Annotated in this window: 18 protein-coding genes; 12 read left to right on the top strand and 6 right to left on the bottom strand. The window is 61.4% G+C overall.

The window, feature by feature from the left end:
- The first annotated feature begins 11 nt into the window (after positions 1-11).
- Together parC and BUC24_RS00190 are read left to right on the top strand one after the other, a co-directional pair.
- Positions 12-2,333 (top strand): DNA topoisomerase IV subunit A, encoded by a 2,322-nt coding sequence (parC, locus tag BUC24_RS00195; protein ID WP_073212090.1) that lies wholly within the window; start codon positions 12-14, stop codon positions 2,331-2,333.
- A 187-nt stretch (positions 2,334-2,520) separates the two neighbouring features.
- Positions 2,521-3,213, top strand: a complete 693-nt coding sequence (locus BUC24_RS00190) for a hypothetical protein (RefSeq protein ID WP_143167345.1) — start codon at positions 2,521-2,523, stop codon at positions 3,211-3,213.
- A gap of 52 nt (positions 3,214-3,265) precedes the next feature.
- Here the strand turns inward: BUC24_RS00190 and BUC24_RS00185 are convergent, their stop codons facing one another.
- The 5 genes from BUC24_RS00185 to BUC24_RS00165 all read right to left on the bottom strand — a co-directional run bounded on the left by BUC24_RS00185 (position 3,266) and on the right by BUC24_RS00165 (position 10,559).
- Positions 3,266-3,739, bottom strand: coding sequence for a hypothetical protein (locus tag BUC24_RS00185; RefSeq protein WP_073212088.1), 474 nt, complete (start codon positions 3,737-3,739; stop codon positions 3,266-3,268).
- 221 nt (positions 3,740-3,960) lie between these two features.
- Entirely contained in the window at positions 3,961-5,370 is a 1,410-nt protein-coding gene (locus BUC24_RS00180; protein ID WP_073212087.1) for an IgA Peptidase M64, read from the bottom strand.
- 113 nt (positions 5,371-5,483) lie between these two features.
- A complete protein-coding gene (locus BUC24_RS00175; RefSeq protein WP_229447930.1) occupies positions 5,484-6,815 on the bottom strand; it encodes a cyanophycinase in 1,332 nt (443 codons plus the stop codon).
- An 11-nt stretch (positions 6,816-6,826) separates the two neighbouring features.
- Complete coding sequence (locus BUC24_RS00170) at positions 6,827-9,562, bottom strand: TonB-dependent receptor (RefSeq protein WP_073212086.1); 2,736 nt, start codon at positions 9,560-9,562, stop codon at positions 6,827-6,829.
- Between the two features lie 4 nt (positions 9,563-9,566).
- Positions 9,567-10,559, bottom strand: a complete 993-nt coding sequence (locus tag BUC24_RS00165; RefSeq protein WP_073212085.1) for a MurR/RpiR family transcriptional regulator — start codon at positions 10,557-10,559, stop codon at positions 9,567-9,569.
- 174 nt (positions 10,560-10,733) lie between these two features.
- Here BUC24_RS00165 and BUC24_RS00160 point away from each other — a divergent pair, with 174 nt between their 5' ends.
- The 3 genes from BUC24_RS00160 (at position 10,734) to BUC24_RS00150 (ending at position 14,023) form a co-directional block, all read left to right on the top strand.
- Entirely contained in the window at positions 10,734-11,852 is a 1,119-nt protein-coding gene (locus tag BUC24_RS00160) for a succinylglutamate desuccinylase/aspartoacylase family protein (protein WP_073212084.1), read from the top strand.
- Positions 11,853-11,854: 2 nt separating this feature from the next.
- Positions 11,855-13,240 (top strand): YfcC family protein, encoded by a 1,386-nt coding sequence (locus tag BUC24_RS00155; protein ID WP_073212083.1) that lies wholly within the window; start codon positions 11,855-11,857, stop codon positions 13,238-13,240.
- A 66-nt stretch (positions 13,241-13,306) separates the two neighbouring features.
- Complete coding sequence (locus tag BUC24_RS00150; protein ID WP_073212082.1) at positions 13,307-14,023, top strand: hypothetical protein; 717 nt, start codon at positions 13,307-13,309, stop codon at positions 14,021-14,023.
- On the opposite strand, the gene BUC24_RS00145 is transcribed toward BUC24_RS00150, so the two are convergent.
- A complete protein-coding gene (locus BUC24_RS00145) occupies positions 14,024-14,458 on the bottom strand; it encodes a GNAT family N-acetyltransferase (RefSeq protein ID WP_073212081.1) in 435 nt (144 codons plus the stop codon).
- Between the two features lie 143 nt (positions 14,459-14,601).
- On the opposite strand from BUC24_RS00145, the gene argH reads away from it, so the two are divergent.
- From argH to BUC24_RS00110, 7 genes are all read left to right on the top strand, one after another.
- Positions 14,602-16,014, top strand: a complete 1,413-nt coding sequence (argH, locus tag BUC24_RS00140) for an argininosuccinate lyase (protein WP_073212080.1) — start codon at positions 14,602-14,604, stop codon at positions 16,012-16,014.
- A 302-nt stretch (positions 16,015-16,316) separates the two neighbouring features.
- Positions 16,317-16,889, top strand: coding sequence for a TRAP transporter small permease subunit (locus tag BUC24_RS00135; RefSeq protein WP_073214529.1), 573 nt, complete (start codon positions 16,317-16,319; stop codon positions 16,887-16,889).
- Positions 16,890-16,897: 8 nt separating this feature from the next.
- Positions 16,898-18,583, top strand: a complete 1,686-nt coding sequence (locus tag BUC24_RS00130; protein WP_073212079.1) for a TRAP transporter large permease — start codon at positions 16,898-16,900, stop codon at positions 18,581-18,583.
- 11 nt (positions 18,584-18,594) lie between these two features.
- The gene (locus BUC24_RS00125) at positions 18,595-19,833 is read left to right on the top strand and encodes a M24 family metallopeptidase (RefSeq protein ID WP_073212078.1); all 1,239 of its coding nucleotides are present in this window, start codon (positions 18,595-18,597) and stop codon (positions 19,831-19,833) included.
- Between the two features lie 335 nt (positions 19,834-20,168).
- A complete protein-coding gene (locus BUC24_RS00120) occupies positions 20,169-21,887 on the top strand; it encodes a DUF1800 domain-containing protein (RefSeq protein WP_083598808.1) in 1,719 nt (572 codons plus the stop codon).
- Between the two features lie 27 nt (positions 21,888-21,914).
- Positions 21,915-23,297, top strand: coding sequence for a DUF1501 domain-containing protein (locus tag BUC24_RS00115; protein WP_073212077.1), 1,383 nt, complete (start codon positions 21,915-21,917; stop codon positions 23,295-23,297).
- Between the two features lie 40 nt (positions 23,298-23,337).
- Positions 23,338-25,524 (top strand): sensor domain-containing protein, encoded by a 2,187-nt coding sequence (locus BUC24_RS00110; protein ID WP_073212076.1) that lies wholly within the window; start codon positions 23,338-23,340, stop codon positions 25,522-25,524.
- Positions 25,525-25,716: the final 192 nt, after the last annotated feature.

Genomic DNA, 25,716 nt, shown 5'->3' with positions numbered 1-25,716 from the left:
GACACACGTACATGACTAACCAGACCGACCTTTTTGCAGAACCGCCACCGCCGCCACCAGAAGACGGCGACACGCTGACCCTGTCCACGTTCGCCGAGCGCGCCTACCTTGACTACGCTGTTTCAGTGGTCAAGGGCCGCGCCCTGCCTGATGTCAGCGACGGCCAGAAGCCGGTGCAGCGCCGTATCCTGTTCCAGATGAACGAACTCGGTCTGGGTGCCACCGCCAAGCCGCGTAAATCCGCCGCCGTGGTGGGTGACGTGATGGGTAAATTGCACCCGCACGGCGACCAGTCGATCTACGACGCGCTGGTGCGCATGGCGCAGGATTTCTCGCTGCGCTACCCGCTGGTCGACGGCCAGGGCAACTTCGGCTCGCGCGACGGCGACGGCGCGGCAGCCATGCGCTACACGGAAGCGCGCCTGACACCGATTGCCCGCGTACTGATGGAAGAAATCGACGAAGGCACGGTCGACTTCCAGCCCAACTACGACGGCGCTCACAACGAACCAAAGGCACTGCCCGCGCGCCTGCCCATGGTGCTGCTCAACGGCGCTTCCGGCATTGCGGTGGGCCTGGCCACGGAAATCCCCTCGCACAACCTGACCGAAGTGGCGCAGGCGGCGGTGGCCATGATCCGCAATCCGAAGATCACCCACGCCGAACTGATGGCCTTCATGCCGGGCCCGGACTTCCCGGGCGGTGGCCAGATCATCACACCGCAGTCGCAGATCGCCGACATGTACACCAGCGGACGCGGCTCCATGAAGGTGCGCGCGCGCTGGAAAATCGAAGAACTGGCGCGTGGCCAGTGGCAGGCGGTGGTATACGAACTGCCGCCGGGCTGCTCCTCGCAAAAAGTGCTGGAAGAGATCGAAGAGCTGACCAATCCCAAGATCAAGCTGGGCAAGAAGTCGCTCTCGCCCGAGCAGTTGGCGATGAAGCAGAACATTCTTGGCTCGCTCGACAAGGTGCGCGATGAATCGGGGCGGGAGGCGCCGGTGCGCTTGGTATTCGAGCCAAAATCGAAAAACCAGGACCAGAACGAATTCATGCTGATGCTGCTCGCGCACACGTCGCTGGAGTCGTCCAATTCGATCAACCTGGTGATGATTGGCGGCGATGGCCGTCCGCGCCAGAAGGGTCTGACCGAAATTCTGCAGGAGTGGATCGAATTCCGTTTCGTCACGGTACGGCGCCGCACCGAATTCAGGCTGGGCAAAGTCAACGCACGCATCCACATCCTCGAAGGCCGGATGACGGTGCTGCTCAATATCGACAAGGTGATTCACATCATCCGCAATTCGGACGATCCGAAGGCGGCCCTGATCGCCGAATTCGACCTGACCGACATCCAGGCCGAAGACATTCTTGAAATCCGACTGCGCCAACTGGCGCGTCTGGAAGCGATCAAGATCGAGAAAGAGCTGGGCGAACTACGCAAGGAAAAAGAGACGCTGCAAGACCTGCTCGACAACCCATCGTCGATGAAACGCCTGATCATTCGCGAAATCGAGTCCGATGCCAAGACCTTTGGCGACGCGCGCCGCACCATCATCGAAGAAGCCGCCCGCGCCACCGCCGAACAGAAAGTCATCGATGAACCGGTGACGGTGATCGTGTCCGAAAAAGGCTGGGTCCGCGCCCGCACCGGCATTGGCCACGACGTCACCCAGTTCACCTTCAAGGCCGGCGACTCGCTGCACAACGCCTTCGAATGCCGCACTGTCGATACCCTGCTGGCCTTCGGCGACAACGGCAAGGTGTACTCGGTGCCGGTATCGGCCCTGCCGGGCGCGCGCGGGGACGGCGTGCCGATGACGACCCTGGTCGATCTGTCGGGCGGCGTGCGCCTGCTGCACTTCTTCGCTGGCAGCGCTGCCACCAATCTGATGTTGGCGTCGTCCGCCGGCTACGGCTTCGCAGCCAAAGCAGGCGATATGGTGAGCCGTCTCAAGGGTGGAAAATCCTTCATCACCCTTGATGAAGGCGCAGTCCCCCTGACGCCGCGCGTCATCGCCACCGGCGCCAGCGCAATCGCCTGCCTGTCCGAGAAAGGCCGCCTGCTGGTGTTCGGCATGGACGAACTCAAGACACTGACCAATGGCGGTCGCGGCGTCACTCTGATGGAACTGGAAGCGAAAGAGAAGCTGGCTGCAGTGCAGCCGATCACCCAGAAGGGCGTGACCGTGGTCGGCACTTGGGCCGGCGGCAAGCCGCGCGAAGTGGATCTGTCGGCCTCCGGTCTGGCGGTCCACTTCGGCAAACGCGCCCGCAAAGGCAAGGCGCTTGAAGCGAAGGTGAAGGCGCTGGCGCTCAAGGCCATCGTATAAACCTGTAGTAGCCCTGGCCTGACAGACCAGAGGCGCACCTTCCGCGAAGGCCCGCTCAGAATCCCTGACCGGGTCTTTTTCTTTGGCCAGGACGGGCGCGGCGCTCATGTCGGCTCCGCCCCTGCCTGATTGCCCCTGCTGACGATATGCGCTACGCTCTGCCATAAAAATTCAGAGGAGAAATTTAATGCCACGCACCGCCCTTCGATTGGCTGCCGTCGCAGCCGCCCTGTCGGCGCTGACGACCTTTCTCCTGTGGCTGCTGCCGCGCCTGACCGTGGCTCCCGCTACTTTCGACGAGACCATCGCGCTGCATGCCAACCCGCTGTATCTTGGCCGCCTGTGGGTTAATTTCATCCATATCTTTTTCGCCCTGAGCGCATACGCGGGGGCGACCTGGCTGCTGTGGCGCCGCAGTCCGGCGCTGGCCGGAGCTGGTTTTATCTCGATGTTCATGTGGGCGCTGACCGAACTTTTGGGCGTGTCGGTCAATTTGTTTGCGGTCAACGCCACTTGGCGTGCGCAGTTTGCCATCAGCGCGCCCGCAGTGCAGGATCAGCTGCGCATCCTGCTGCTGGGGTTCCAGGGCGTTTGGGATGGCATGTTCTTCCTGTTGCTCGTGTGCTTTTTGCTGGGCTCGCTTTGCTACGGGCTGGCACTGGTGCGCCAGCAAAAAGTCGAGCGTACGCTGGGGTGGCTGTTCCTGCTCGCGGTCCCGCTCACCGTGGCCATCATGTTGGGTGGCTACACGTCAATCAGCAACTTCGACGGGATTGTGGGCATGGTGTACCCCGTGTTGCAGCCCGTGTCGCGCTTGCTGCTGGCGGTGTGGCTGTGGCGGCAGGCAACAAGCGATGGAGAATCGCAAAAGCCCGCATAGACGAAAAAAAACGCAGCCCGAAGGCTGCGTTTTTCATTTCAAGCGCACCAGATTACTTGGTGGCTGCTTTTTTCACTTCAGCATTGGCTTCGGCTTTCGCTTCAGCGGTTTTGGCTGCTGCGGTTGCTTTGTCGCCAGCGGCTTCGGTGATTTTCTTTTCAGCTTTGACGTCGGCTTTGATCATTTTTTTCTCAGCCTTCAGGTTGGCTTTGGCGACTTTCTCGTCGGCCTTGGCTTCTGCTTTCATTTTGTCTTCTGGGTCAGCTTTGGCGACGTCGGTGTGCGCTTCAGCGTGTTCCTTGACTGCTTTGTTATGCGCCTTCATTTTCTTTTCGGACGCATCGGCCTGGGCCTTGGTGATTTTTTCGTTGGCTTTGGCGTCAGCCTTGGCTTCTTTGTTTTCAGCCTTGGCGATGTCTTTGCTGGCTTCTTCCTGTGCCTTTACTACCGCTGGGGTAGCTGGGGTTTGTGCATAAACCGAAGTAGCGAACAGGCCGGCGATCATGGTTACGAGCAATTTATTCATGGCATTTTACCTTTATGTATATGGAGGGAACAATCGTGGACGTTGTCGTCCATCTACCGTTCTCAACTGTATGTTTCGTCGAGGAACGTGTTCAGAATATGAGGTAAAGACATCAGGGTCTGTGCGCAAACGCACTTAGTCTTCCGTGCCAATCAGAAATTTTTTTGGCATTAAAAAAGGCGGACTGTGCGCAAGACCGCCTCCAACCACGGGGCGTATGCCTATTTTGCCCTGGCGGGTGCAGCGTACAGGTCAATGACCGCACCGATGCCCTCGTTACATACCTTACAGAATCTTTCACTTCGATCGAACATGATGCAGCGCATTTCGGAGCGGTAATATCCGGTGGCCTCATAGTTCGCCCCTTCGAACGCGCCGATGGCGTGCACATGTTTCTGTTTGGAAAATAATTCCGTTGTGTGCTGTAAGTCTTCCTTGAACAGCGCACTCATTTCCGATTCCGGCCGATTGGCTGCGCGCAGGGCGGCGCGGCGCTTTTGATAGGCGCGCGAATATTCCTCGTACTCGGCCTTGGGCCAGGCCGTTGGCAGTGGCGTCCCTGCCTTGACGTGCTGCTTCCATTTGAGCTTGGTCGGGTCGCGCAGGGCCGTCACGTTTGGCTCCCAGGGTTCGGGCCGGCCCGCCGCTGCCGCATAGGCCACCGGCGAGGTGTAGTACTCGTCTGCCAGGCCGGCGAAGTGGTGGCCAAATTCGTGCACGAACAGATAATTGGCCCAGTCGTTGCCGGCGGCCGCGGTGCTGAACTGCCCGAAGATGCCCCCGCCGCCGTAAGTGTCGTTGTTGACCAGGATTTCAATGAACTCGTACGGGGCGTTCTGAGCGATGTCGCGCAGGGCGCGGTTGTCGAGCGTGAGTACATAGCGCTCGCTGCCGAAAATATCGTAGCGTGTGCCTAGCGCGGACGCGTGGTGCAGACCGGTAGAGGGGCGCGACACGCCCGACTCCTGGGTCGGCACGGCCAGGGCCCATACATTGAAGTCACGCGCCCGTTCCTTGAACGGCGACACCGAGAACAGATGGTCGGACAGGCGCCGCGCATCAGCCTCGAATTTACCCATGTCCGCAGCAGTGTAGCCATCGCCCAGCACCAGCAGGTCGACCTTGTCGGGCGAGGGTCCGCTCACGCGGATGGGGATCGGCTTGGCCGGCGCAGGCGGCTGGGCGCGGATCACGTCCTGCGCGTCGGTATCGATGTCGACCGTCCAGACAACCGAAAACAGATTGCGCTCGTCGCGCTTGAGAATGCGGACCTTGACCGGTTTGGCGGGTTTGGGAAAGCGCACCGATTCATGGAAGCCGCGGCTCACGCGCGCGGCTTCGTCGGTGGTACGCCACTCGCCGAAGATGGTGGAAAAGCCTCGTGAGTACAGCAGGTCGCCGGTTTTGGCGTCGACCACTTCAAGCCGGTTCTGGCCACGGTCGGTGTTGTCGAAGTTCTGGGACAGGCTGCCCGGCCAGGGCAGCGGCTCGATCAGGACCCGCTCCAGCGCGTACTGCTCGCCGAGGGCGTTGCCGCTGTGGTTGTAGTCGACCCGCACGGTGGCGGGGGCCTGGGCCAGGGCAGAGGCGGTGGCAAGCAGCAGCGCTGCGGCGGACAAAGCACGAAGCATGGACTATCCTCGGTAAACGCACATCGTCCTCGCGAAGGCGGGGACCTATTCCACGTTTCCGAAGTTGTTCAGCGTGGAATAGGTCCCCGCCTTCGCGAGGACGATGTTGTTGGTTATTTGTATTGGTAGAACGGCTGCTGAATCTTGATCGGACGGACATCCAGACGAATGTTGTACACCGAGTAGGCGTCCGCCACGGCCGACGCATAACCGACGCTGTCACTGATCCGGGACAGGCGGAATTCAAAGCCCAGATCGGCCTGCAGATCGCGCGGGCTGCCGAAGGCAATCCCAATTGCGTCCGGCTGATCGCTGTCGATCAATTTAGTCATCAGGTCGACAATGGTAGTGTGACCCAGAATGTCGGCCGTGAACAGCGGCCCTTTGTAGTACGGTCTGGCCGGATCAAACTTGCCACTAGCTTTGTCAGGCGAAGGCGTGAAGGTCTGCTTGGCGATGTTGTAGCGGTCGCCATTATCCAGATACGACAAGCGCGCATTGGTGACATTGAAGTCGCCCGGCACGCTGGTGGCGCTATTGAGGTCGATCAGCAAAGCGCCTTTGTAACCCAGCACTTCCACGTCGCGGTTGGCGTGAATGATCATGGCCGTGTTTTCATCGATACCAAGACCGGTTTTGTACCCCTTGGCCATCATGGCGGGCAGCATGCGGGCAAAGCGGCCACGCACCAGCAAGTGCTGGTCAACGAAGACGTCGTCACCAATAAAGCCGATGCCAGGCGCCAGTTCCATGCCATCGGCCACGCCGCGCTTGAGCGTCGACAGCACCGAGCTGACGTTGTAGAACATGGTTTTACTCATGATGGCGGCGCCGGCGCTGGTGCCGGCAATCACGCCGCCGCGGCGGTACATATCCCACAGCGCGTCCAGCATCAGGGTGCTGCTGCCGTCAGGTTTGCGCAGCGCTTCGGTAATGCGGGCCTGGTCGCCGCCGACAAAATAGGCGCCGGCGGCGGAGCTGACCTGGGCCGCCAGCACAGGGTCGTTGGCGGCAGCGCGGTAATCGGTGCCCTTCAGGCGTACAGCAACTGGCACCACGAAGGCGTCGGCACCGTAGAAATTGAGACGTTCGGCGTCAAGACGGGCCGCGCGTTCGGGGCTGGCAGACGCGGTGCCGAATACGGCAATACGGGCGCCCTTGCCGCCGGCCAGTTCGACGATGCGCTCCCATACGGGTTCGTTCTCGCCGCGCAGGCCGCCACCGATAATGACCAGCGTGCCCTTGGGCGCGGTGGATGCGGTGGCCGGCGCCTTGACTTCCGACTGTGGCACCGGCGCTTTTTTGGGTTCGTCCTGCTGCTTGAGCTCCGATGCGGCCGGCGCAGGTGCAGGCGATACCCCCGTCTGCGTCTGCGCCGTGACATGGCCTGATGCGGCTAGCGCCAGTAAAGCAATCTGTGCACAGCGGCGGGCCATTTTCAGCATCGGTGTTCTTTCTATTTGAATGAATAGTTCAAGCTCAGGAACGCACTGCGTCCACGCGGGTCGGTATACGTAGGATCATACCCGGCCAGGAAGTAATACGCTTGATTAGAAAACGGCGGCGCCGTGTCGAGCAAGTTCAGCACGCCCAACCGGAGCTTGATCTGTTTACTAACCGCGTAACTGGCAGTCATGTCCCACAGCGAGTACGCCTTGACCCTGCGCGACGGCAGCACGCTGTCGCTAGCCGGATCGTACGTGGTGTTCTGGTCCGTGTACGACGACGAATACTGGTTTGCCAGCGTCACGCTGAGCGGGCCGCGGTCATAGCCGAAACTGATGCGGTGACGCCATTTCTGGATCACCTGGTCATTCAGGAACAGGCCAAGATTGCTGCGCTCCGCTTCCAGCGGTCCGAACTGACGGTCGTATTTTAGCACCAGCGTCCCGCTCATGTTGATGCTGAAGCGCCCTTCCGGTGCGGCGGCGGTCTTGTAATCGAGCCCGAAGTCCAGACCGGAGGTATTGAGCTGGCCCTGATTCTCCTTCTGCAGCAGGATGTTGGTGATGAAGCCGTCGTCGTCGCGCTGGATGTATTTGCCGTTGTATTTATCCGGGCTATCGACGATGATCTGCTCGCCCAGCGTGCTGATGACGTCCTTTTTCTGGATGTTCCAGTAGTCGACCGAGAGGTTGAGCTGCTTGCTCACATCCCACACCGCGCCCAGCGCGAACTGGCGCGAGGTTTCCGGCTTCAGGTCGGGGTTGGAACGGCGCTCGACCGGATACTGGTCGGTACAGCCATCAATCGTGTCCAGGCCATCGGCCACGCACTGGGGATCGGTCAGGAAGCTGGCCGCGCTGCCAAAGGTGGCCGGACGGTTCAAATCCGACAGCGACGGCGCGCGGAAGCCCGTATTGGCCGAGGCGCGCAGCAGCACGCTGGCCGCCGGCTGCCAGCGCACGCCGATTTTTGGATTGGTGGTGCCGCCCACCTGGCTGTAGTCGTCATGGCGCACAGCCAGTTGCACTTCCAGCGTCTTGCTCAACGGCGCATTGAGTTCGGTGAACAGTGACCATACGCGGCGGCTGTCAGCGGTGGCCGTCAATTCGGCCGAGCCGGTTCCGCGGTCACCGGCGATGTTATTTGACAGCAGCAGTGCCGATGGCGTGAAGCTGGTCTTTTCGCGCCGCGCTTCGCCGCCCACGGCAATGGCCAGGTCGCCCCCGTCCAGTGCCATCAGGCTGCGCGACATTTTTCCGTCGACCGAAGTCGAAATGCCCTTCGACTTGCGGGCCTCGTTATTGATCTTGATGCTGTTGATCAGATCGCGCCCTGCCTGGCTCGATGGCCCGAACGGGTTGATCGCGCCAGAGCGCACACCGGCTTCAAACTGGTCGAACAATACGTAGCCGTCAACGTACTTGTCCACCGCGCGGTTTTCGGCGCGCGACACGCCGACGTCATAGTCCCAGCCTGCCACACTGCCATTGGCGCCCAATACCAGGCGCTGGGCGGTGCTTTCCACCTCATTGGTACGGTTGCCCGCTTCTTCCATGCGGTAGCGGATGCCGCTCACGGTCGTCGGCAGCCCGGCACCCGAGAGTGCGCTGGCGTAGTTTGCCGGCAGGCGGTTGACCGCCAGATTGCGGATGCGGATCGGGTTCGGGCTCAGCACATAGCGGCTCTTGGCCTGCGACTGCACCAGTTCTGCAAACACCTGGTGATCGGGTGTGACCTGGAAGGTGGCGCGGCCGATGAAGCCGATTTTGCTCGACTCCGGATACAGCTCGGTATCCTGCATGTAGTCGTAGCTGCAACCCAGTGGCCCGCCCGGACCCTGCGGCGCGTACACGGTGGCCGGGCCGCTGCAGCCTGGCGCACTTGGATTGACGCGGGTGCGGGTGGCACCCGCCGGCAGCGCGCCCGCATTGATCAGGGCATTGCGCTGAGCGCTGGAGATATCGATATTGGCCGGGTAGGTATTACTCGACATCAGAGCCGGCAGGTTCGATGCCAGCGGCCGTTCGGCGATGAAGTCGCGCTGGCTTGAGCGCAGCGACTGCAGTTTTTGCACATCCAGCACGCCAAACACATTGAAACGGTCGGTCGACAGGTCGCCCAGGCCGCCGCTGATGCTGGCCGTGCGCTTGCCTGCGCCGCCTTCCTGGGTGCCTGCCACCGACGCGTTCAGGTCCACGCCCTGATAATCCTTGCGGGTGATGAAGTTGATCACGCCGCCAATGGCGTCGGTGCCATAGATGGCCGAAGCGCCGTCTTTCAGAATTTCGACCCGGGCAATCGCCCCAGCCGGGATATTATTCAAGTCAACGCCGGCGTTGTCGCCTGGCGAAGCGAAGTTGGCCAGGCGGCGGCCATTGAGCAGCACCAGCGTGGACGATACGCCCAGACCGCGCAGATTGGCACCGTTGAAGCCGCGCTGGCCGGACGTGCCGTCGGTGATGCTGGCACCGTCCGACAGCGGCGCGGTATTGGCGCTGATGTTCTTGAGCAGTTCAGCGGCAGTGGTCACACCGCTCTTGTCGATGTCTTCGCGCTTGATCACCTGGACCGGCAGCGCGGTCTCGTTTTCAAGGCGCTTGATGGACGAACCCGTGATCTCGACGCGTTGAATCTTTGGCGCTTCCGCCTCCTGGGCGTGCGCCTGGAAAGGCATCAGGCCAAAAGCGGCGGACAATGCGGCGGCCAGAGCAGTCCTCGCGGGCTGCTTTTTGTAGTGCTGACTCATGTTGTTACTCCTGTGGTTTTATTACCTGCTTCTTGGGGCGGGGCTGGGAACGACGGGTGCCGTCGGTGCTGCTGTCAAAAACGGGATCGGCGCCGTACAACCAGGCCGAAATGGCGTCAGTCAGGCGGGCTGCCTTGGCGACGTTGTCCTTGTTCGATACCATCAGCGACACCACCAGCGCTTCGATCACGGCAATGGCCGCGGTCGCGCTGCTCGGCAGGACAGGATGGGTCGATTGCGCGTACAGCGCGTAAGTGGCCACGCCGGCCAGGGCCGACGCCGGCGAATCGGTAATCGACACCACACAGGCGTCGCGCGCGCGCGCAAAGCCGGCCAGGCGGATCACATCAAGCGAATAGCGCGGGAACGAGATCACCACCAGCACGTCATCTTTGGTGATATTGGCCAGGTGGCCGGCTGCCACTTCGGTGCCGCCCGGTCCTGCCACCTCGATCACCTGCTGGCAGAACGGCTGCAGGTGCAGCGACAGCATGCCCGCCAGCTGCGACGACAGGCCAAAGCCCATCACATACACCGAGCGCGCCGCGGTCAGCACCTTGACGATCTTGTCCAGCTCACGCAGGTCAAGCGCCTGGCCGGCTGCCTTGACATTGGCGGCGGCATACTCCAGGCTCTCGAGCGCAGGTGCGGTGGCGCCGGCCCGGCGCGCGATATTATTACGCAGCTTGTCGACCGGCTGCAGGACCGACTGCAAGGTGGTGGCGATCTCGTTGCGCATGGCTGCGTAGTTCTTGAAACCGAGTTCGCGCGCAAAGCGGCTGATGGTGGCAGTCGAGACCTGGCAGTTGTCGGCCAGCTCCTCAATGCCAAGCGCCGTCACGCGCACCTGGTTGCGCAGCAGGTAGTCGGCAATGGCGCGGTTCGAGACCGAGCCCTCGGCGAGGATCTTGAGCAGCGATTCGCCAAGCGAGGATTCTGCAAATGCGATCTCGGGCGAGGCATAATCGCGTTGACTGGCGGGCGGGGTCGACTTCATGGCGGTCCTGTACTGTAAGACTAATTGCAAGATGTCATTGACTGTACCGGCATCAAAACAAAAACTCAACGTTTTTCTGAAAAATTTTTTACATGCGTGGACTGAATGAAAAAAATGAGACATAATTCTTTCATGCCACACTGTCGGCCAACCGCACCAACACCTACCTGACTCATGCAATCACAAAAACATCCTCTCTCTCCGGCCGGCGGCAGCATGTCGCCCACGCTGACCAGTTTTCACTACGGCACGCCCGGTTCGGGCAAGAAGGTATACATTCAGGGCGCACTGCATGCCGACGAAGTACCGGGCATGCTGGTCGCCCAGTTCCTGCGCACCGAATTCGAGGCCCTGGAAGCGGCCGGCAAAATCCGTGGCGAAATCGTGCTGGTGCCCGCAGCCAATCCGATCGGCCTGGCGCAAGCCATTCAAGGTGCGCCCTTTGGCCGCTTTGACCTGACCACCGGCATCAATTTCAACCGCGCTTACAAGCATGTGGCCGAAGACTTGAAAAAATCGCTGTCCGGCCTGTTGACGGACAGCGCCGAGGCCAATGTCGCCCTGGTGCGCGCGCATGCCCGCGATTCGGTGGCCGCATGGGTGCCGTCGACCGATGCCGACACGCTGAAGAAGACCCTGCTCGGCCTGGCCATTGACGCCGACATCGTGCTCGATCTGCATTGCGATAACGAGGCAGTGCTGCATATTTACGCCGGCACGCCGCTGGCCGAGGCGGCCGCGCCGTTATCGGCCTACCTGGGCGCGCATGCCCTGCTGCTGGCACTGGAAGCAGGCGAAGAGCCGTTCGACGAAGCGTGCAGCCGCCTGTGGTGGGACCTGGCCGCCCATTTCGGTCCCGCCTTCCCGTTACCGCCTGCGTGCATGTCGGTCACGGTGGAGCTGCGCGGCGAGATGGATGTCGCTTACGACTACGCGCGCAACGATGCGCGTGCCCTGATCAATTACCTGACCCACGTGGGTGTGCTGGACGGGACACCCGATCCGATGCCGGCGCCGCTGTGCGCCGCCACGCCGCTGGAAGGCGTGGAGCCGATCGCGGCCCCGCATGCGGGCGTTCTGGTGTTCCTCAAGGCGCTGGGTGACAAAGTCGCCGCCGGTGACGCGATTGCCGACTTGATCGACCCGGTCAGCGGCGCCACCACCACCTTGCATACCAAAGTCGCGGGCGTGTTCTTTGCGCGTACCGCCCACCGCCACCTGCTGCGTGGCATGCAGGTCGGTAAGATCGCCGGACCGGTCGCCTTCCGCGCCGGCAAACTGCTGAGCCAATAACCATGAAGCTGCGCCTCCCCAATACCTTCGTCCTGCTGTTCATGATTTTGGCGATGATCGCCATCTCGACCTGGCTGGTGCCCGGCGGACAGTACGGCACCGTCATGGTCGACGGCAAACCACGCATCGACCCAGCCTCGTTCCAGTACATCGCCAGCAATCCACAGGGCTTTGTGGCGCTGATGATGGCGCCCATCAAAGGCTTCGTCGAAGCGGCGCAGATCATCGCCTTCGTGCTCATCGCGGGTGGCACGTTTTCGGTCCTGCAGCGCACCGAGGCGATTGATTCGATGATCAAGACCGTGGCCAAGGCGCACACCCGCTCGGCCTTCGTGCGCGCCACCATGATCCCCGTGTTCATCACCATGTTCTCGATTGGCGGGGCCACCTTCGGCATGAGCGAAGAAGCGATTCCCTTCGTGCTGATTTTTGTACCGCTGGCGCTGGCGCTTGGCTACGACTCGGTGGTCGGCGTGTCGATTCCCTTCGTCGGCTCGCAGGTGGGATTTGCCACCGCCTTCATGAACCCCTTCAACGTGGGCGTCGCGCAAGGCATCGCCGGCCTCCCCCTGTATTCCGGCATGGGTTACCGGATCCTGGTCTGGTCAGTCGCCACGGCGATCACCGCCGGCTTCATGATGTGGTACGCAGCGCGCATCAAGCGCCGTCCGGAGTTGAGCCCGACCTACCTGATCGACCAGGAGAAGCGCAAGGAGAAAATGGTCAGCGTGGACGGCTTCGAACGCATGACGCGCACCCACAGCCTGGTGCTGGCTCTGTTCGTCGGCTTCATGGTCGCGATGCTGGTGGGCGTGACCCGCTACGAGTGGTTCATCAACGAAATCGCCGCCCTGTTCCTGGTCATGGCCATCGTCATTGGCGCCGTTGGACGCTTGTCGTCCGATGAATTCGTCGCCGCCTTTATTCAGGGCGCCAAGGACCTGGTGACCACCGGGCTGGTCATCGCACTGGCCAAGGGCACCGTGGTGCTGGCCCGCGACGCACACATCATCGACACCATGCTGCACGGCCTGATGCCGCTGGTGCAGTCGGCCAGCCCGATCATCGCGGCGCAGAAGATGTTCGTGATTCAGACGGTGGTGAACTTCTTCATCCATTCCGGCACCGGTCAGGCTGCGCTGACCATGCCGATCATGGCGCCGCTGGCAGACCTGGTGGGCGTGACGCGGCAGACCGCGATCCTGGCTTACCAGCTGGGCGAACTGACCACGCCGATGATCCCCACCTCGGGCATCACCGTGGGCGTGCTGACCCTGGCCAGGATTCCCTGGATTACCTGGGCCAAGTGGATGGTGCCGCTGCAACTGATGTACTTTGTGATGGCCATGGTGTTGCTGATTCCACCCTGCCTGATGGTTTGGCAGTGATTTTTTCGTGAAACGGTGCTACCCTGAGTGGATTGTCAACATGACAACTTCCTCAGGGAGCCCCCGATGCACGCTCGCACCTCGCCCTTCTACAGCGACGCGCCGCTGTATTTCATCCTGCTTCTGCTGACCGCCCTGGTCGGCTTCTTCCCCTCGTACTACAGCAAGCTGGGCAGCGGCCAGTTCGCGCACCAGTTCCACGGCGCCATTGCCACGCTGTGGATGCTGCTGCTGATCGGTCAAAGCTATCTGATGCGCCAGCGCAAGCTGGCGCTGCACCGTGCTGTCGGCAAAGCGTCGATCGTGCTGGCAGCGCTGTTTGTGGTCTCGGGTCTGATGATCGTGCATGCCATGCTGACCGGCGAAGGCGGCTTTTCACGCCGCTTCGGCCCCCGTCTGGCGTTTGTCGACATCAGTTCAGTGGGGTTCTTTGTGTTCGCCTACCTGATGGCGATCGTGCACCGGCGCGATGTCCAGCTGCATGCAAGATATATGAGCTGTACCGCCCTGCCCTTGCTGCCGCCAGCCCTGTCGCGCGCACTCGGGCATTTTGTGATGCCCGATGGCGCCACCTTTGCCCAAGCCTTCCATCTGAGCTATCTGGCGGCGGCGCTGATTGCGGTGGCCCTGATCGTGAACGATTGGCGCGCCGGCAAGGTGCGCGCGCCGTATGTGATTTTGCTGGTGCTGCTGCTATTGCAGCAAGCCAGTTACGAAGTGTCGATGGCCATCGGGCCATGGAAAAGCCTGGTCAGCCTGCTGGCAGGCCGCCCGCTCGATTGATCAGCTGACGTAAATGTTGGGGAAGTAGCGCTCCATCAGCGTTTCGGGCCGCTGCGGCGCGGTAAAGCCGAATTGGGCGTACAGGCCGTGGGCGTCGCCCGTGGCCAGCATGAAGCGGCGCAAGCCCTTCAGGCTGGGATGGGCCATGACCGCTTTCATGATCTCTTTGCTGTAGCCGCGCCCCCGGAATTCGGGGATAACGAACACATCGACCAGGTTGCCAAAGGTGGCGTAGTCGGTGACGACGCGGGCAAAAGCCACCTGGCGGCCATCGACGTAGCCGCCGAAGCACAGCGAATTTTCGATGGCCCGGTCGACAATGGCGCGCGAGATACCCACGGCCCAGGTCGATTGCTCGCTCAGGAAGCGGTAAATCAGCGGTACATCGAGTTCGGAGCGGTCGGTGCTGATCTGTAAAGTGGACGTGCTGGCCATGGTGGAGAGAATCCGGGTAAAAAAACAATTCTACCGTCGAAAGGAAGAACAATCACGTTCCTTTGCACTTTTGGCCCGGGCGGGTTTTTTACCAAGGCTGCGGACCTTGTTTATAATCAGGTAAATCAAAGGAACCCTCCCACATGACCGCACAACTCTCCAAGAAGGGCGAAGCCTGGTCGGCGCGCTTTTCCGAACCTGTTTCCGACCTCGTCAAACGCTACACCGCTTCTGTCTTCTTCGATAAACGCCTGGCCCTGTTTGACATTGCCGGTTCGCTGGCGCATGCCGAGATGCTGGCGGCCCAGGGCATCATCAGCGCGGCCGACCGCGCCGAAATCGAGCGCGGCATGGCCCAGATCAAGGCCGAAATCGAAGCCGGCAGCTTTGAATGGCTGCTGGACCTGGAAGACGTTCATCTGAACATCGAAAAACGCCTGACCGAACTGGTAGGCGACGCCGGCAAGCGCCTGCACACGGGCCGCTCGCGCAATGACCAGGTGGCGACTGATATTCGCCTGTACGTGCGCGCTGCCATTGACGACATTGTCACCCTGCTGCACACCCTGCGCGGCGCCCTGACGGACCTGGCCGAAAAGAACGCCGACACCATCATGCCTGGCTTTACCCACATGCAAGTGGCGCAGCCGATCACCTTTGGCCACCATATGCTGGCCTATGTGGAGATGTTCGGCCGCGACGCCGAACGCATGCTCGACGCCCGCAAGCGCGTGAACCGCCTGCCGCTGGGCGCCGCCGCCCTGGCCGGCACCACCTTCCCGATCGACCGCGAACGCGTGGCCCGCACCCTGGGCTTTGACGATGTGTGCCACAATTCGCTCGACGCTGTATCAGACCGCGATTTCGCCATCGAGTTCTGTGCTGCCGCTGCCTTGATCATGACCCACATCTCGCGCATGTCGGAAGAACTGGTGATCTGGATGAGCCCGCGCGTGGGCTTTATCGACATTGCCGACCGCTTCTGCACGGGCTCGTCGATCATGCCGCAAAAGAAGAACCCGGACGTGCCGGAACTGGCGCGCGGCAAGACCGGGCGCGTGTATGGCCACCTGACCGGCCTGCTGACCTTGATGAAGGGCCAGCCTCTGGCCTACAACAAGGACAACCAGGAAGACAAGGAGCCGCTGTTCGACACGGTCGACACGGTCATCGACACGCTGCGCATCTTTGCCGACATGGCAGGCGGAATTTCGGTCAAGCCGGATGCGATGCGCGCCGCTGCCCTGCAAGGGTATGCCACCGCGACCGATCTGGCCGACTACCTGGTCAAGAAGGGATTGCCGTTCCGCGATGCGCATGAAGCAGTGGCGCATGCAGTGCGTGCCTGCGATGACGCCAAATGCGATCTGTCGGAGATGTCGCTGGAGCGCCTGCGCGCGTTTTCCACGCTGATTGACGACGATGTGTTTGCCGTGCTGACGCTGGAAGGCTCGGTGGCCGCGCGTGACCATGTCGGCGGCACCGCGCCGCGCCAGGTGCGCCTGGCCATTGAACGGGTGCGCAAGCAGCTGATGGAGCAAGGAACACAGAAATAGAAGGTCCACGACATCGTCCTCGCGGAGGCGGCGGTCCGACGACTCGGGACCCATGGCACCTGAGCTTAGAAGCAAAATAACACGAAGCCGAGGTGCTATAGGTCCCCGCCTTCGCGAGGACGATGAGGTGGTAGCAGTAGAAGTACCACGACATCGTCCTCGCGCAGGCGGGGACCCATAGACAGGTATCGAAGTCGGTCACTGTGCCATGGGTCCCGAGTCGTCGGACCGCCGCCTCCGCGAGGACGATGTATATGAGTACGTGAAAAAAATAACCATAATGGAGACTTCACCGTATGTTCATGTCACTTTCCCGCCTGATCGACAGCGTCAACGAGAAAATCGCTGGCGCGGTCAGCTGGGCGCTCCTGGCTGCCGTGCTCATTTGCGCCGGCAATGCCCTGGTGCGCTACCTGTTCAACTATAGTTCCAACGGCTGGCTTGAAATTCAGTGGTACCTGTACGCCGCCGTCTTCATGCTGGCTTCGGCCCACACCCTTAAGCGCGATGAACACGTGCGGGTCGACGTCGTGGTCGGCCGCTTCTCCAGGCGCACCCAGGTCTGGATCGATCTGTTCGGCTTTGTGCTGTTCCTGCTCCCGGTCTGTCTGCTCATTCTCTGGTATGGGATCCCGTTCGCCCTGCTCTCGATCCGCAGCGCTGAAATGTCCAGCAATGCCGGCGGGCTGATCGTGTGGCCTGCCAAGCTGCTGGTGCCGCTTGGCTTCCTGCTGCTGGTACTGCAGGGTATCTCGGAGATCATCAAACGCATCGCCTTCCTGGCCGGCCGCATCGATGGCCACGAATTCGCCAAGCATGCCGCCACGCCCCAGGACGAGATCGACGCGATCAAAGCCGCCAACCAGATCGACTGAGCCCCCACATGGAACAATTCCTCATTGCGAATATCGCGCCGATCATGTTCGGCTGCCTGGTGATCTTCTTGTTGTCGGGTTTCCCGGTCGCCTTCTCGCTGGCCGCCAATGGTCTGTTCTTCGGCCTGGTCGGCATCGAACTGGGCTTGCTCAAGCCCGAGCTGCTGCAGGCACTGCCCAACCGCATCTTCGGCATCATGGCCAGCGATACCCTGCTGGCGATCCCCTTCTTTACCTTCATGGGCTTGATCCTGGAAAGGTCGGGCATGGCGGAAGACCTGCTTGACACGATCGGCCAGCTGTTCGGGCCGATCCGCGGCGGTCTGGCCTACGCCGTCATTTTCGTTGGCGCCCTGCTTGCAGCGACCACCGGCGTGGTGGCGGCATCGGTCATTTCAATGGGCTTGATTTCGCTGCCGGTGATGCTGCGCTACGGCTACGACAAGCGCGTTGCCAGTGGCGTCATTGCCGCGTCGGGCACGCTGGCGCAAATCATTCCCCCATCGCTGGTGCTGATCGTGATGGCCGAACAGCTGGGCCGCTCGGTCGGCGATATGTACCGCGCTGCTTTCCTGCCGGGCGTCTTGCTGGCGGCCATGTATGCCGGTTATGTGCTCGCGGTGTCGCTGTTCAAGCCTTCAGCAGTGCCGACGCTGCCGCCCGAGGCGCGCAATCTGCGCGAGCCAAACGGCGACAGTGGCGGCGTGTCGCTGCTGTTGCTGGTGGTGGCAGCCGTCGCTGCGGGCCTGGGCTTCAATGCATTCTGGGGTGCCAGCCACCCTGCTTTGCCGGCCGACCAGGTGGGCGTGTACGCCGCCACCTTCGGCATTGCCGTCGCATTCGTGATCGCGCTGGCCAACCGCACCATGAAACTGGGCCTGCTTTCGCGCATGGCCGAACGGGTCGTATTCGTGATGGCGCCGCCGCTGGTGCTGATCTTTCTGGTGCTAGGGACCATTTTCGTCGGCATCGCCACCCCGACCGAAGGCGGTGGCATGGGCGCGGTGGGCGCCATCGTGGTGGCCCTGATCAACCGGCGCCTGTCATGGACCCTGCTGCGCCAGGCCATGGCCCATACCACCCGCCTGTCGTGCTTTGTGATGTTCATTCTGGTCGGTTCCACCGTGTTTGCGCTGGTATTCCGCGGCGTCTCGGGCGACCTGTGGGTCGAACACCTGCTCACCGGTCTGCCCGGCGGCACCACTGGCTTCCTGGTGGTGGTCAATGTGATGTTCTTCGTGCTGGCCTTCTTCCTGGACTTTTTCGAACTGGCCTTCATCCTGGTGCCACTGGTGGGGCCGGTGGCGTCCAAGCTCGGGATTGATCTGATCTGGTTTGGCGTGCTGCTGGGCGTAAACATGCAGACTTCCTTCATGCACCCGCCGTTCGGATTTGCTTTGTTCTATTTGCGCTCGGTGGCGCCGAAAGAGGTCAAGACCTCGGACATCTATTGGGGTGCAATACCGTTTGTGGCAATCCAGGTCATCATGGTCGCGCTGATCATCCTGTTCCCCACCCTGGTGTCAGTCGATAAAAAGGTCGACATGACCGAACAGCTGGAACTGAAGATCGACGCGCCTGCGATGGAAGAGACGCCCATGCAGCTGCCCCCGGCCGGTACGGAAGACCCGAACAAGGCCGACCAGGACAGCACCCCGGAACTGAATTTTTCGAGTGACACCGAAAAGAAATAGCAAGGAAGCGTATGAACATCGGCAGCAAGGGCATTGGCGGCAGTAGCATGGACGAGGCGCTGGCCGCCCTGTCCGACATGACAGGCGGCATGGTCGCCATTGGCAAGGACGAACACCTGGCGCGCATTGCCCGCGCCCAGGCTTTCATGCAGGCCGAGGGCATTTCTGCCGTCTACCTGAACGCCGGCACCAACATGACGTACTTCAGCGGTACCAAGTGGTACGCCAGCGAGCGCATGGTGGGCGCGATCCTGCCGGCTCGTGGCGCACTGGCGTACATTGCGCCCGCCTTCGAGGAAAGCACGATCCGCGACTTCATGCTGGTCGAAGGCGAGGTCCATTGCTGGGAGGAGCACGAGAGCCCCTACCAGTTGTTCATTGCGGTGCTGGCAAAGATGGGCATTGCTGCCAACGCCGCGCAGCCGCCCCGGATTGGCATTTGCGAAAGCGCCGCCTTCTTCATTGCCGACGGCATTCGTCCGCTGGCTGCGGGCTATGCGCTGGAAAACGCCAAGAGCGTGACGGCCCATTGCCGCGCGCGCAAGTCGGGTGCGGAAATCGCCCTCATGCAGCGCTGCAAGGACATGACGCTGGAAGTCCACAAGGCAGCTGCCAGCATTCTGCACGAAGGCATCACCACGGTGGAAGTGGCTGACTTCATTGCGCGCGCGCACCGCAAAGTCGGTGCGCCGGGATCGTACTTCTGCATCGTGCTGTTTGGCGAGGCCACCGCCTATCCGCATGGCGTGAGCTATGTGCAAACCCTGAAGCGCGGCGACACGGTACTGATCGACACCGGCTGCCAGGTCAAAGGCTATATTTCGGACATTACCCGCACCTATGTGTTTGGCGAGATCAGCGAACGCCAGCGCTTCGTGTGGAATGCGGAAAAGCAAGCGCAGCTGGCCGCTTTTGCTGCCGCCCAGCTGGGCGTACCTTGCCGCGACGTCGACGCAGCCGCGCGCGCCTCGCTGGAGGCCAATGGTTTTGGCCCCGGCTACAAATTGCCCGGCCTGCCGCACCGCACAGGCCACGGCATTGGCATGGACATTCACGAATGGCCCTACCTGGTGGGCAGCGACGCCACGCCGCTGGACGTGGGCATGTGTTTTTCGAACGAGCCGATGATTTGCATTCCCGGCGAGTTTGGCATACGCCACGAAGACCACTTCTACATGACCGAATCGGGACCGAAATGGTTCACTGAGCCTGCCCACACCATCGACGATCCGTTCGCCCTGGCGCGCTAGCGCACATGCACTTTTTTGCCGTGTCGTGGTTGGGTAAACACGACATTGCAGTCGAAAAATGCATTTCACATTCTGTAAGGGAACTGTCAGCTTGCGGGCGCGCCAGCGGGTTACCCTGCGCGTGCCAAACACCCCCTTACTCCCCTTAACATGATCGGAACATGCCGTCCGCATGCATGGCGGTTGCAATATCAGAATAACTATTCGTCAAATTCTCATAAACGGGACGAGCGGCGATGTGTTAACTTATAACAAATATTTACAAGATGCAGTTTGGAAAGTTTCCTCTAATCATCTACCATCCATGAGTTATGTTACTCACCAGGATGGTTTTCATGCCAGATTCACACGAAAGTTGTCTCGAAAGCATCGAACTCGATGTGATGGACACGGTCGGCGCCGACAAGCCTGCATTGCAAGTTCCCGCACTTGCCCTGTTGTCGGGCGTGGCCCTGAGCGCCTGTGGCGGCAGCGGCGGATCCGACGGCTCGCCCATTCTGGCACCTGACAAGAGCGTGCCGACTGTGCCGCCCACAGCGCCGGAAGCATCGCGCTTCCTGGCCCAGTCCTCCATGGGCACCACGCGCGAGGAGCTGATCCGCGTGCAAACCGTGGGCTACCGCGCGTGGCTCGAGGAGCAGTTCAAGATGGCCCCGTCCGCCACCCGCTGGGACTGGCTGATTGCCGGCGGCCACGGCGCACTCGACAAGAAAAACAGCGAATCGGGCGCCGATGCCTGCCTGTGGGTCAAGATGATCACCGCCCCGGACACGCTGCGCCAGCGCGTCACCTTTGCGCTGTCGGAAATCATCGTCACCTCGATTTCGGCATTTACCAGCGGCTGGAACGCCTTCACTGGCGCCGCCTTCATGGACATGCTGGAAGCGAACGCCTTCGGCAATTACCGCACCCTGCTGCAGGACGTGTCGACCAGCCCGGCCATGGGCGAGTACCTCACCTTCCGCAACAACGCCAAGTTCAACCCGAAAACAGGTGCCCTGCCGGACGAGAACTATGCGCGCGAAATCATGCAGCTGTTTACCATCGGCCTGTTGCAGCTGAATCTGGACGGCACGCCCAAGACCGCCAACGGCGTGGCACTGGAAACGTACACCCTGGACGACATCACTGGCCTGGCCAAGGTGTTTACCGGCTGGAACTACGACACCACCAATACCACCATGGACGTGCCCGATTTCAAGCGCCGTCCCATGACCCAGACCGCTGCCCGTCACGAAACGGCTGCCAAGACCTTCCTTGGCACCACCATCCCTGCCGGCACGGACGGCGTGGTCAGTCTGAAAATGGCGCTGGACGCAATTTTCGCCCACCCGAACGTGGCGCCGTTCATCAGCCGCCAGTTAATCCAGCGTCTGGTTTGCAGCAATCCATCGCCGGCCTATATCGCCCGCGTGGCCACCGCGTTCAATAACGACGGCAATGGCGTCAAGGGCGATATGAAGGCGGTGATCCGCGCCATTCTGCTCGATGAGGAAGCACGCGGCGCGGCCGGCCTGACCGCACCGAGCTTCGGCAAATTGCGCGAACCGATTTTGCGCTTTACCGCCTGGGCGCGCGCCTTCAAGGCAAGCTCGCCTGGCAATCTGTGGGCGATTGGCAATACCTCCGATCCTGCCAGCCGCCTCGGCCAAAGCCCGATGCGTTCCGGCAGCGTGTTTAACTTTTTCCGTCCCGGCTATGTGCCGCCGAACACGGAAATCGGCCGCGCCAACATGGTGGCACCGGAATTCCAGATCACCAACGAATCGACCGTGGTTGGATATATCAACTACATGCAGAACATCATCAGCCGCGGGACGGGTGACGTCAAAGCTGACTACACGCCTTTGCTGCCAATGGCTGACTCGGCCCAGGTGCTGCTCGATGAACTCAATCTGGTCCTGGTCGCAGGTCAATTGTCGCAAGCGACCATCAGCATCATCGGCAATGCCGTCGACAGCATGCCCAAGGGCACCGACCCGGCGCGCCTGAACCGCATTTACGCGGCCCTGGTGATGGTGATGGCCGCCCCCGAATTCATTGTGCAGAAATAGGAGCTCGCCTTGAACTATAAAGATGGAATGACCGCTTCCCGGCGAGCGTTTTTGAAACGCGCCGGCACCCTCTCGCTCGCTGGTGTGGCGACCCCATGGGCCCTGAACCTGGCCGCCATGGCCGAGGCAAGCGCTGCCACCGCCACCGATTACAAGGCACTGGTCTGCGTGTTCCTGTATGGCGGCAATGACTACGCCAACACCGTGGTGCCATATGACACCGCCAGCCACGCGCTGTACACGGGCTTTCGCCCCTCGTTTGCGTACACCCGCGACGCGCTGCTGGCCACCGAGCTGAAGCCAACCGTGGCGCCGCTCGACAGCACCGGCGCGGCCCACCAGTACGCCCTGGCACCCGGCCTGGCGCCCCTGATTCCGCTGTTCAACAGCGGCAAGCTGGGCGTGATGCTCAATATCGGCACCCTGGTGCAGCCGACCACCAAACTGCAATACAACAATAAATCGGTCAAGCTGCCGCCCAAGCTGTTCTCGCACAATGACCAGCAATCGGTCTGGCAATCGTCGCTGCCGGAAGGCGCGACCTCCGGCTGGGGCGGCCGCATGGGCGATCTGTTCCAGTCCGGGAACACGAACTCGACCTTCACCTGCGTCAACGTGTCTGGCAATGCGGTGTATTTGTCCGGCAAAACCGCAGTGCAATATCAAGTGTCGACCAATGGCTCGACGCCGGTCAACGGCGTCAAGAATGCCCTGTTCGGTTCGGCCAACGCCTCGTCCGCACTGCGCAGCCTGATTACCCAGAGCCGTACCCACACGCTGGAAAACGAATACAACAAGGTCAGCAAGCGCGCCATCGATGCCAATGAAGTGCTGACCGGCGCCCTGGCTGCCGCCAAGCCGCTGACCACCGTGTTCCCGACCGCTAACAACCTGGGCGACCAGCTCAAACTGGTGGCCCGCATGATTTCGGTGGGCGCCGAACTGGGCGCCAAGCGTCAGGTGTTCTTCGTCTCGATGGGTGGTTTCGACACCCACGACGGCATGCTGACCGACCACCCGGCGCTGATGACCAAAGTCGGCAACGCCATGGCCGCGTTCTACGCTGCCACGGCCGAACTGGGCGTGGCCGACAAGGTCACCACCTTCACGGCGTCCGATTTCGGCCGCACGATGGCAGGCAATGCCGACGGTTCCGACCATGGCTGGGGCAGCATGCACTTCCTGATGGGCGGCGCCGTCAAGGGCCAGCGCTTCTATGGCACCGCACCCGTGGTGGCCAACAATGGCGTCGATGATGTCGGCCAGGGCCGCCTGCTGCCCACCACCTCGGTCGAGCAGCTTGCCGCCACGCTCGGTTCATGGCTGGGCATCTCGGACTCGAACTTGCTTGATTTGCTACCGAACTTGACCAACTACAATTCAAGCGTGCGCAACCTCGGCTTCGTATAAACTCTGTCCATGTAATTTCAGGTTACGGTAACCTCAATTCATGGCAGACGAAAACGGCACGACATTTAACGATCTGTTCAAGGCGTACCCCATGCCCATGTGGGTGTACGACCTGGACACGTTGGCATTTTTGGCCGTCAATACGGCGGCCATCGTGCATTATGGTTTCAGCGAAGCCGAGTTTCTGGCGCTGACCATTGCCGACCTGCGCCCGCCCGAAGAACTGCCCAAGCTGTTCGCCAATTTGCGCCATGCGCCGCTCGACACGTTGGAAAAATCCGGCACCTGGCGCCACCGCAAAAAAGACGGCACCCTGATCGATGTCGAGATCACGTCCCATCCGCTGCAATTTAACGGCCATGCCTGTAAATTCGTGCTCGCGCACGATGTCACCGAGCGGGTCGAAGCGCACCGCAAGATCGCCCGTCTGAACCGCGTGTATGCGCTCCTGTCCGGCATCAATTCGGCCATTGTGCGCATCCGCGAACGCAATGCCCTGTTCAAAGAGGCGTGCCGGCTGGCCACGGTGGAAGGCGGCTTTGTCGCTGCCAGCATCGACATGGCCGAACTCGAAGGACTGGAAAACATCGTCAGCGCGGGCGTCGCGCTGCCCCAGCGCCCGCCCCATACCGAACACGAATGGATTGCCGCGCGTGCGGTGCAGGCGCGCCATCCTGTCATTTGCAACGTGGTCGCCTTCGATCCCAGCATGGCGGCGTTTCGCGATCACATGGCGCCGCGCGGCTTGCGCGCCGCGGCGGCCTTCCCGCTGCAGGTGGGCCAGCGCGTGGTGGCAGTCTTGACGCTGGTGTCGGAAACGCCAGGTGTGTTCGATGCCGAAGAACTGAAAATACTCAACGAAATCGCCGGCGACCTCTCTTTTGCGCTCCTGTTTCTCGACCGCGAAGAGCAGCTTTCCTACCTGGCTTACTACGACGTCATGACGGCGCTGCCGAACCGGCGCCGCTTCCAGGATCGCCTGACCCAGCTCCTGCACGCCGGGGCCGATGGCTTTGTGGCCGTGGTGCTCATCAATCTCGACCGTTTCGCGCACCTGAACGACACCATGGGCCGGCATGCGGGCGATGCGCTGCTGGTACAGATTGCACGCCGGCTGGGCCACAGCCTGCCTGATTCATACAACGTGGCGCGCATCGGCGGCGACACGTTTGCCTTGTCGCTGGCGCATCTGAGCGGGCCGGAACAAGCGGCCGAGGTACTGCACGAGCAGGTGTTCAGCGCGCTGGACTTGCCGTTCATGCTCGATGATCAGGAAGTGCGCATCTCGACCCGGGCCGGCCTGGCCACTTATCCGGGTGACGGCGGCGACGCGGAAACCCTGTTCAAGCATGCCGAAGCGGCCCTTAAAAACGCCAAGAGCTCGGGCCAGCGCTATCTGTATTACGCGCCGCGCATGAACGCCGCACTGGCGGCGCGCGTGGCGCTGGAAAACGAGCTGCAGCTGGCGATCGAGGAACGCCAGTTCGAAATGTACTATCAACCGCGCGTGGACTTGCACAGTGGACGCGTGGTCAGTGCGGAGGCGCTGATTCGCTGGAACCACCCGCAGCGCGGCATGATCAGCCCACTCGAATTCATCGGGCTGTCCGAAGAAACGGGGCTGATCCGCCCTATCGGCGCCTGGGTAATCGAAGACGTATGTGCCCAGCAGGGTAGCTGGCGCCGCGCCGGGATCGAGATCGTGCCAGTCGCGATCAATCTGTCGGCGGTGCAGTGCGTGCAGTCCGAGCTGCTCAATCAGATCGCCATCGCCATGGCCGAAAATGGGCTGGAGCGCAATTTCATCGAATTTGAACTGACCGAAACCGCGGTAATGAACAATCCCGACGAAGCGGCGCGCAATTTGAACGGACTCAAGGCGCTGGGGGTGCAGCTGTCGCTGGACGATTTTGGCACCGGCTATTCATCGCTGGCCCAGCTCAAGCGCTTCCCGTTCGACTTTGTCAAAATTGACCGCAGCTTCATTGCCGGCATTGACAGCAACCCCGAAGACGAGGCGATCGCCGCCGCCATCATCGCGATGGCGCATAGTCTGGGATTGAAGGTGGTGGCGGAAGGGGTTGAGACCGAAGCGCAACTGGCCGCACTGCGCGCACTACGCTGCGATGAAATGCAAGGCTTCCTGTTCAGCAAACCCCTGCCAGCGCACGAGTTCATGGCGCTGGTGCAGAACCAACATCGCCCTCGCGAAGGCGGGGGCCTATAGCACGCTGAACAACTTCGATAGTGTGGTATGAGTCCCCGCCTTCGCGAGGACGATGTGGTGGTGCTTATTGCACCACGTGCAGCGCGCGCTTCATCACCAGTGTCAGAATGAATAGTTCAGGCACTGGCAGAACCTACATCGCCCTCGCGCAGGCGGGGGCCTATGACACAGCACCGAAGTTGTTCAGCGTTA

It is taken from the genome of Massilia sp. CF038 (genome assembly GCF_900129765.1).
Lineage (GTDB): Bacteria > Pseudomonadota > Gammaproteobacteria > Burkholderiales > Burkholderiaceae_D > Telluria_A.
Note: the sequence above shows the minus strand (reverse complement) of the source record. Positions and strands in the feature narration are given on the sequence as shown.

Excerpts from the sequence above, each read along its gene's own strand:
- BUC24_RS00175 (WP_229447930.1), bottom strand. The coding sequence starts at position 6,815 with ATGCTGAAAATGGCCCGCCGCTGTGCACAGATTGCTTTACTGGCGCTA.
- parC (WP_073212090.1), top strand. The coding sequence starts at position 12 with ATGACTAACCAGACCGACCTTTTTGCAGAACCGCCACCGCCGCCACCA.
- BUC24_RS00145 (WP_073212081.1), bottom strand. The coding sequence starts at position 14,458 with ATGGCCAGCACGTCCACTTTACAGATCAGCACCGACCGCTCCGAACTC.
- BUC24_RS00185 (WP_073212088.1), bottom strand. The coding sequence starts at position 3,739 with ATGAATAAATTGCTCGTAACCATGATCGCCGGCCTGTTCGCTACTTCG.
- BUC24_RS00130 (WP_073212079.1), top strand. The coding sequence starts at position 16,898 with ATGGAACAATTCCTCATTGCGAATATCGCGCCGATCATGTTCGGCTGC.
- argH (WP_073212080.1), top strand. The coding sequence starts at position 14,602 with ATGACCGCACAACTCTCCAAGAAGGGCGAAGCCTGGTCGGCGCGCTTT.
- BUC24_RS00155 (WP_073212083.1), top strand. The coding sequence starts at position 11,855 with ATGAAGCTGCGCCTCCCCAATACCTTCGTCCTGCTGTTCATGATTTTG.
- BUC24_RS00115 (WP_073212077.1), top strand. The coding sequence starts at position 21,915 with ATGACCGCTTCCCGGCGAGCGTTTTTGAAACGCGCCGGCACCCTCTCG.
- BUC24_RS00120 (WP_083598808.1), top strand. The coding sequence starts at position 20,169 with ATGCCAGATTCACACGAAAGTTGTCTCGAAAGCATCGAACTCGATGTG.
- BUC24_RS00165 (WP_073212085.1), bottom strand. The coding sequence starts at position 10,559 with ATGAAGTCGACCCCGCCCGCCAGTCAACGCGATTATGCCTCGCCCGAG.
- BUC24_RS00110 (WP_073212076.1), top strand. The coding sequence starts at position 23,338 with ATGGCAGACGAAAACGGCACGACATTTAACGATCTGTTCAAGGCGTAC.
- BUC24_RS00190 (WP_143167345.1), top strand. The coding sequence starts at position 2,521 with ATGCCACGCACCGCCCTTCGATTGGCTGCCGTCGCAGCCGCCCTGTCG.
- BUC24_RS00180 (WP_073212087.1), bottom strand. The coding sequence starts at position 5,370 with ATGCTTCGTGCTTTGTCCGCCGCAGCGCTGCTGCTTGCCACCGCCTCT.
- BUC24_RS00150 (WP_073212082.1), top strand. The coding sequence starts at position 13,307 with ATGCACGCTCGCACCTCGCCCTTCTACAGCGACGCGCCGCTGTATTTC.
- BUC24_RS00160 (WP_073212084.1), top strand. The coding sequence starts at position 10,734 with ATGCAATCACAAAAACATCCTCTCTCTCCGGCCGGCGGCAGCATGTCG.
- BUC24_RS00170 (WP_073212086.1), bottom strand. The coding sequence starts at position 9,562 with ATGAGTCAGCACTACAAAAAGCAGCCCGCGAGGACTGCTCTGGCCGCC.
- BUC24_RS00125 (WP_073212078.1), top strand. The coding sequence starts at position 18,595 with ATGAACATCGGCAGCAAGGGCATTGGCGGCAGTAGCATGGACGAGGCG.
- BUC24_RS00135 (WP_073214529.1), top strand. The coding sequence starts at position 16,317 with ATGTCACTTTCCCGCCTGATCGACAGCGTCAACGAGAAAATCGCTGGC.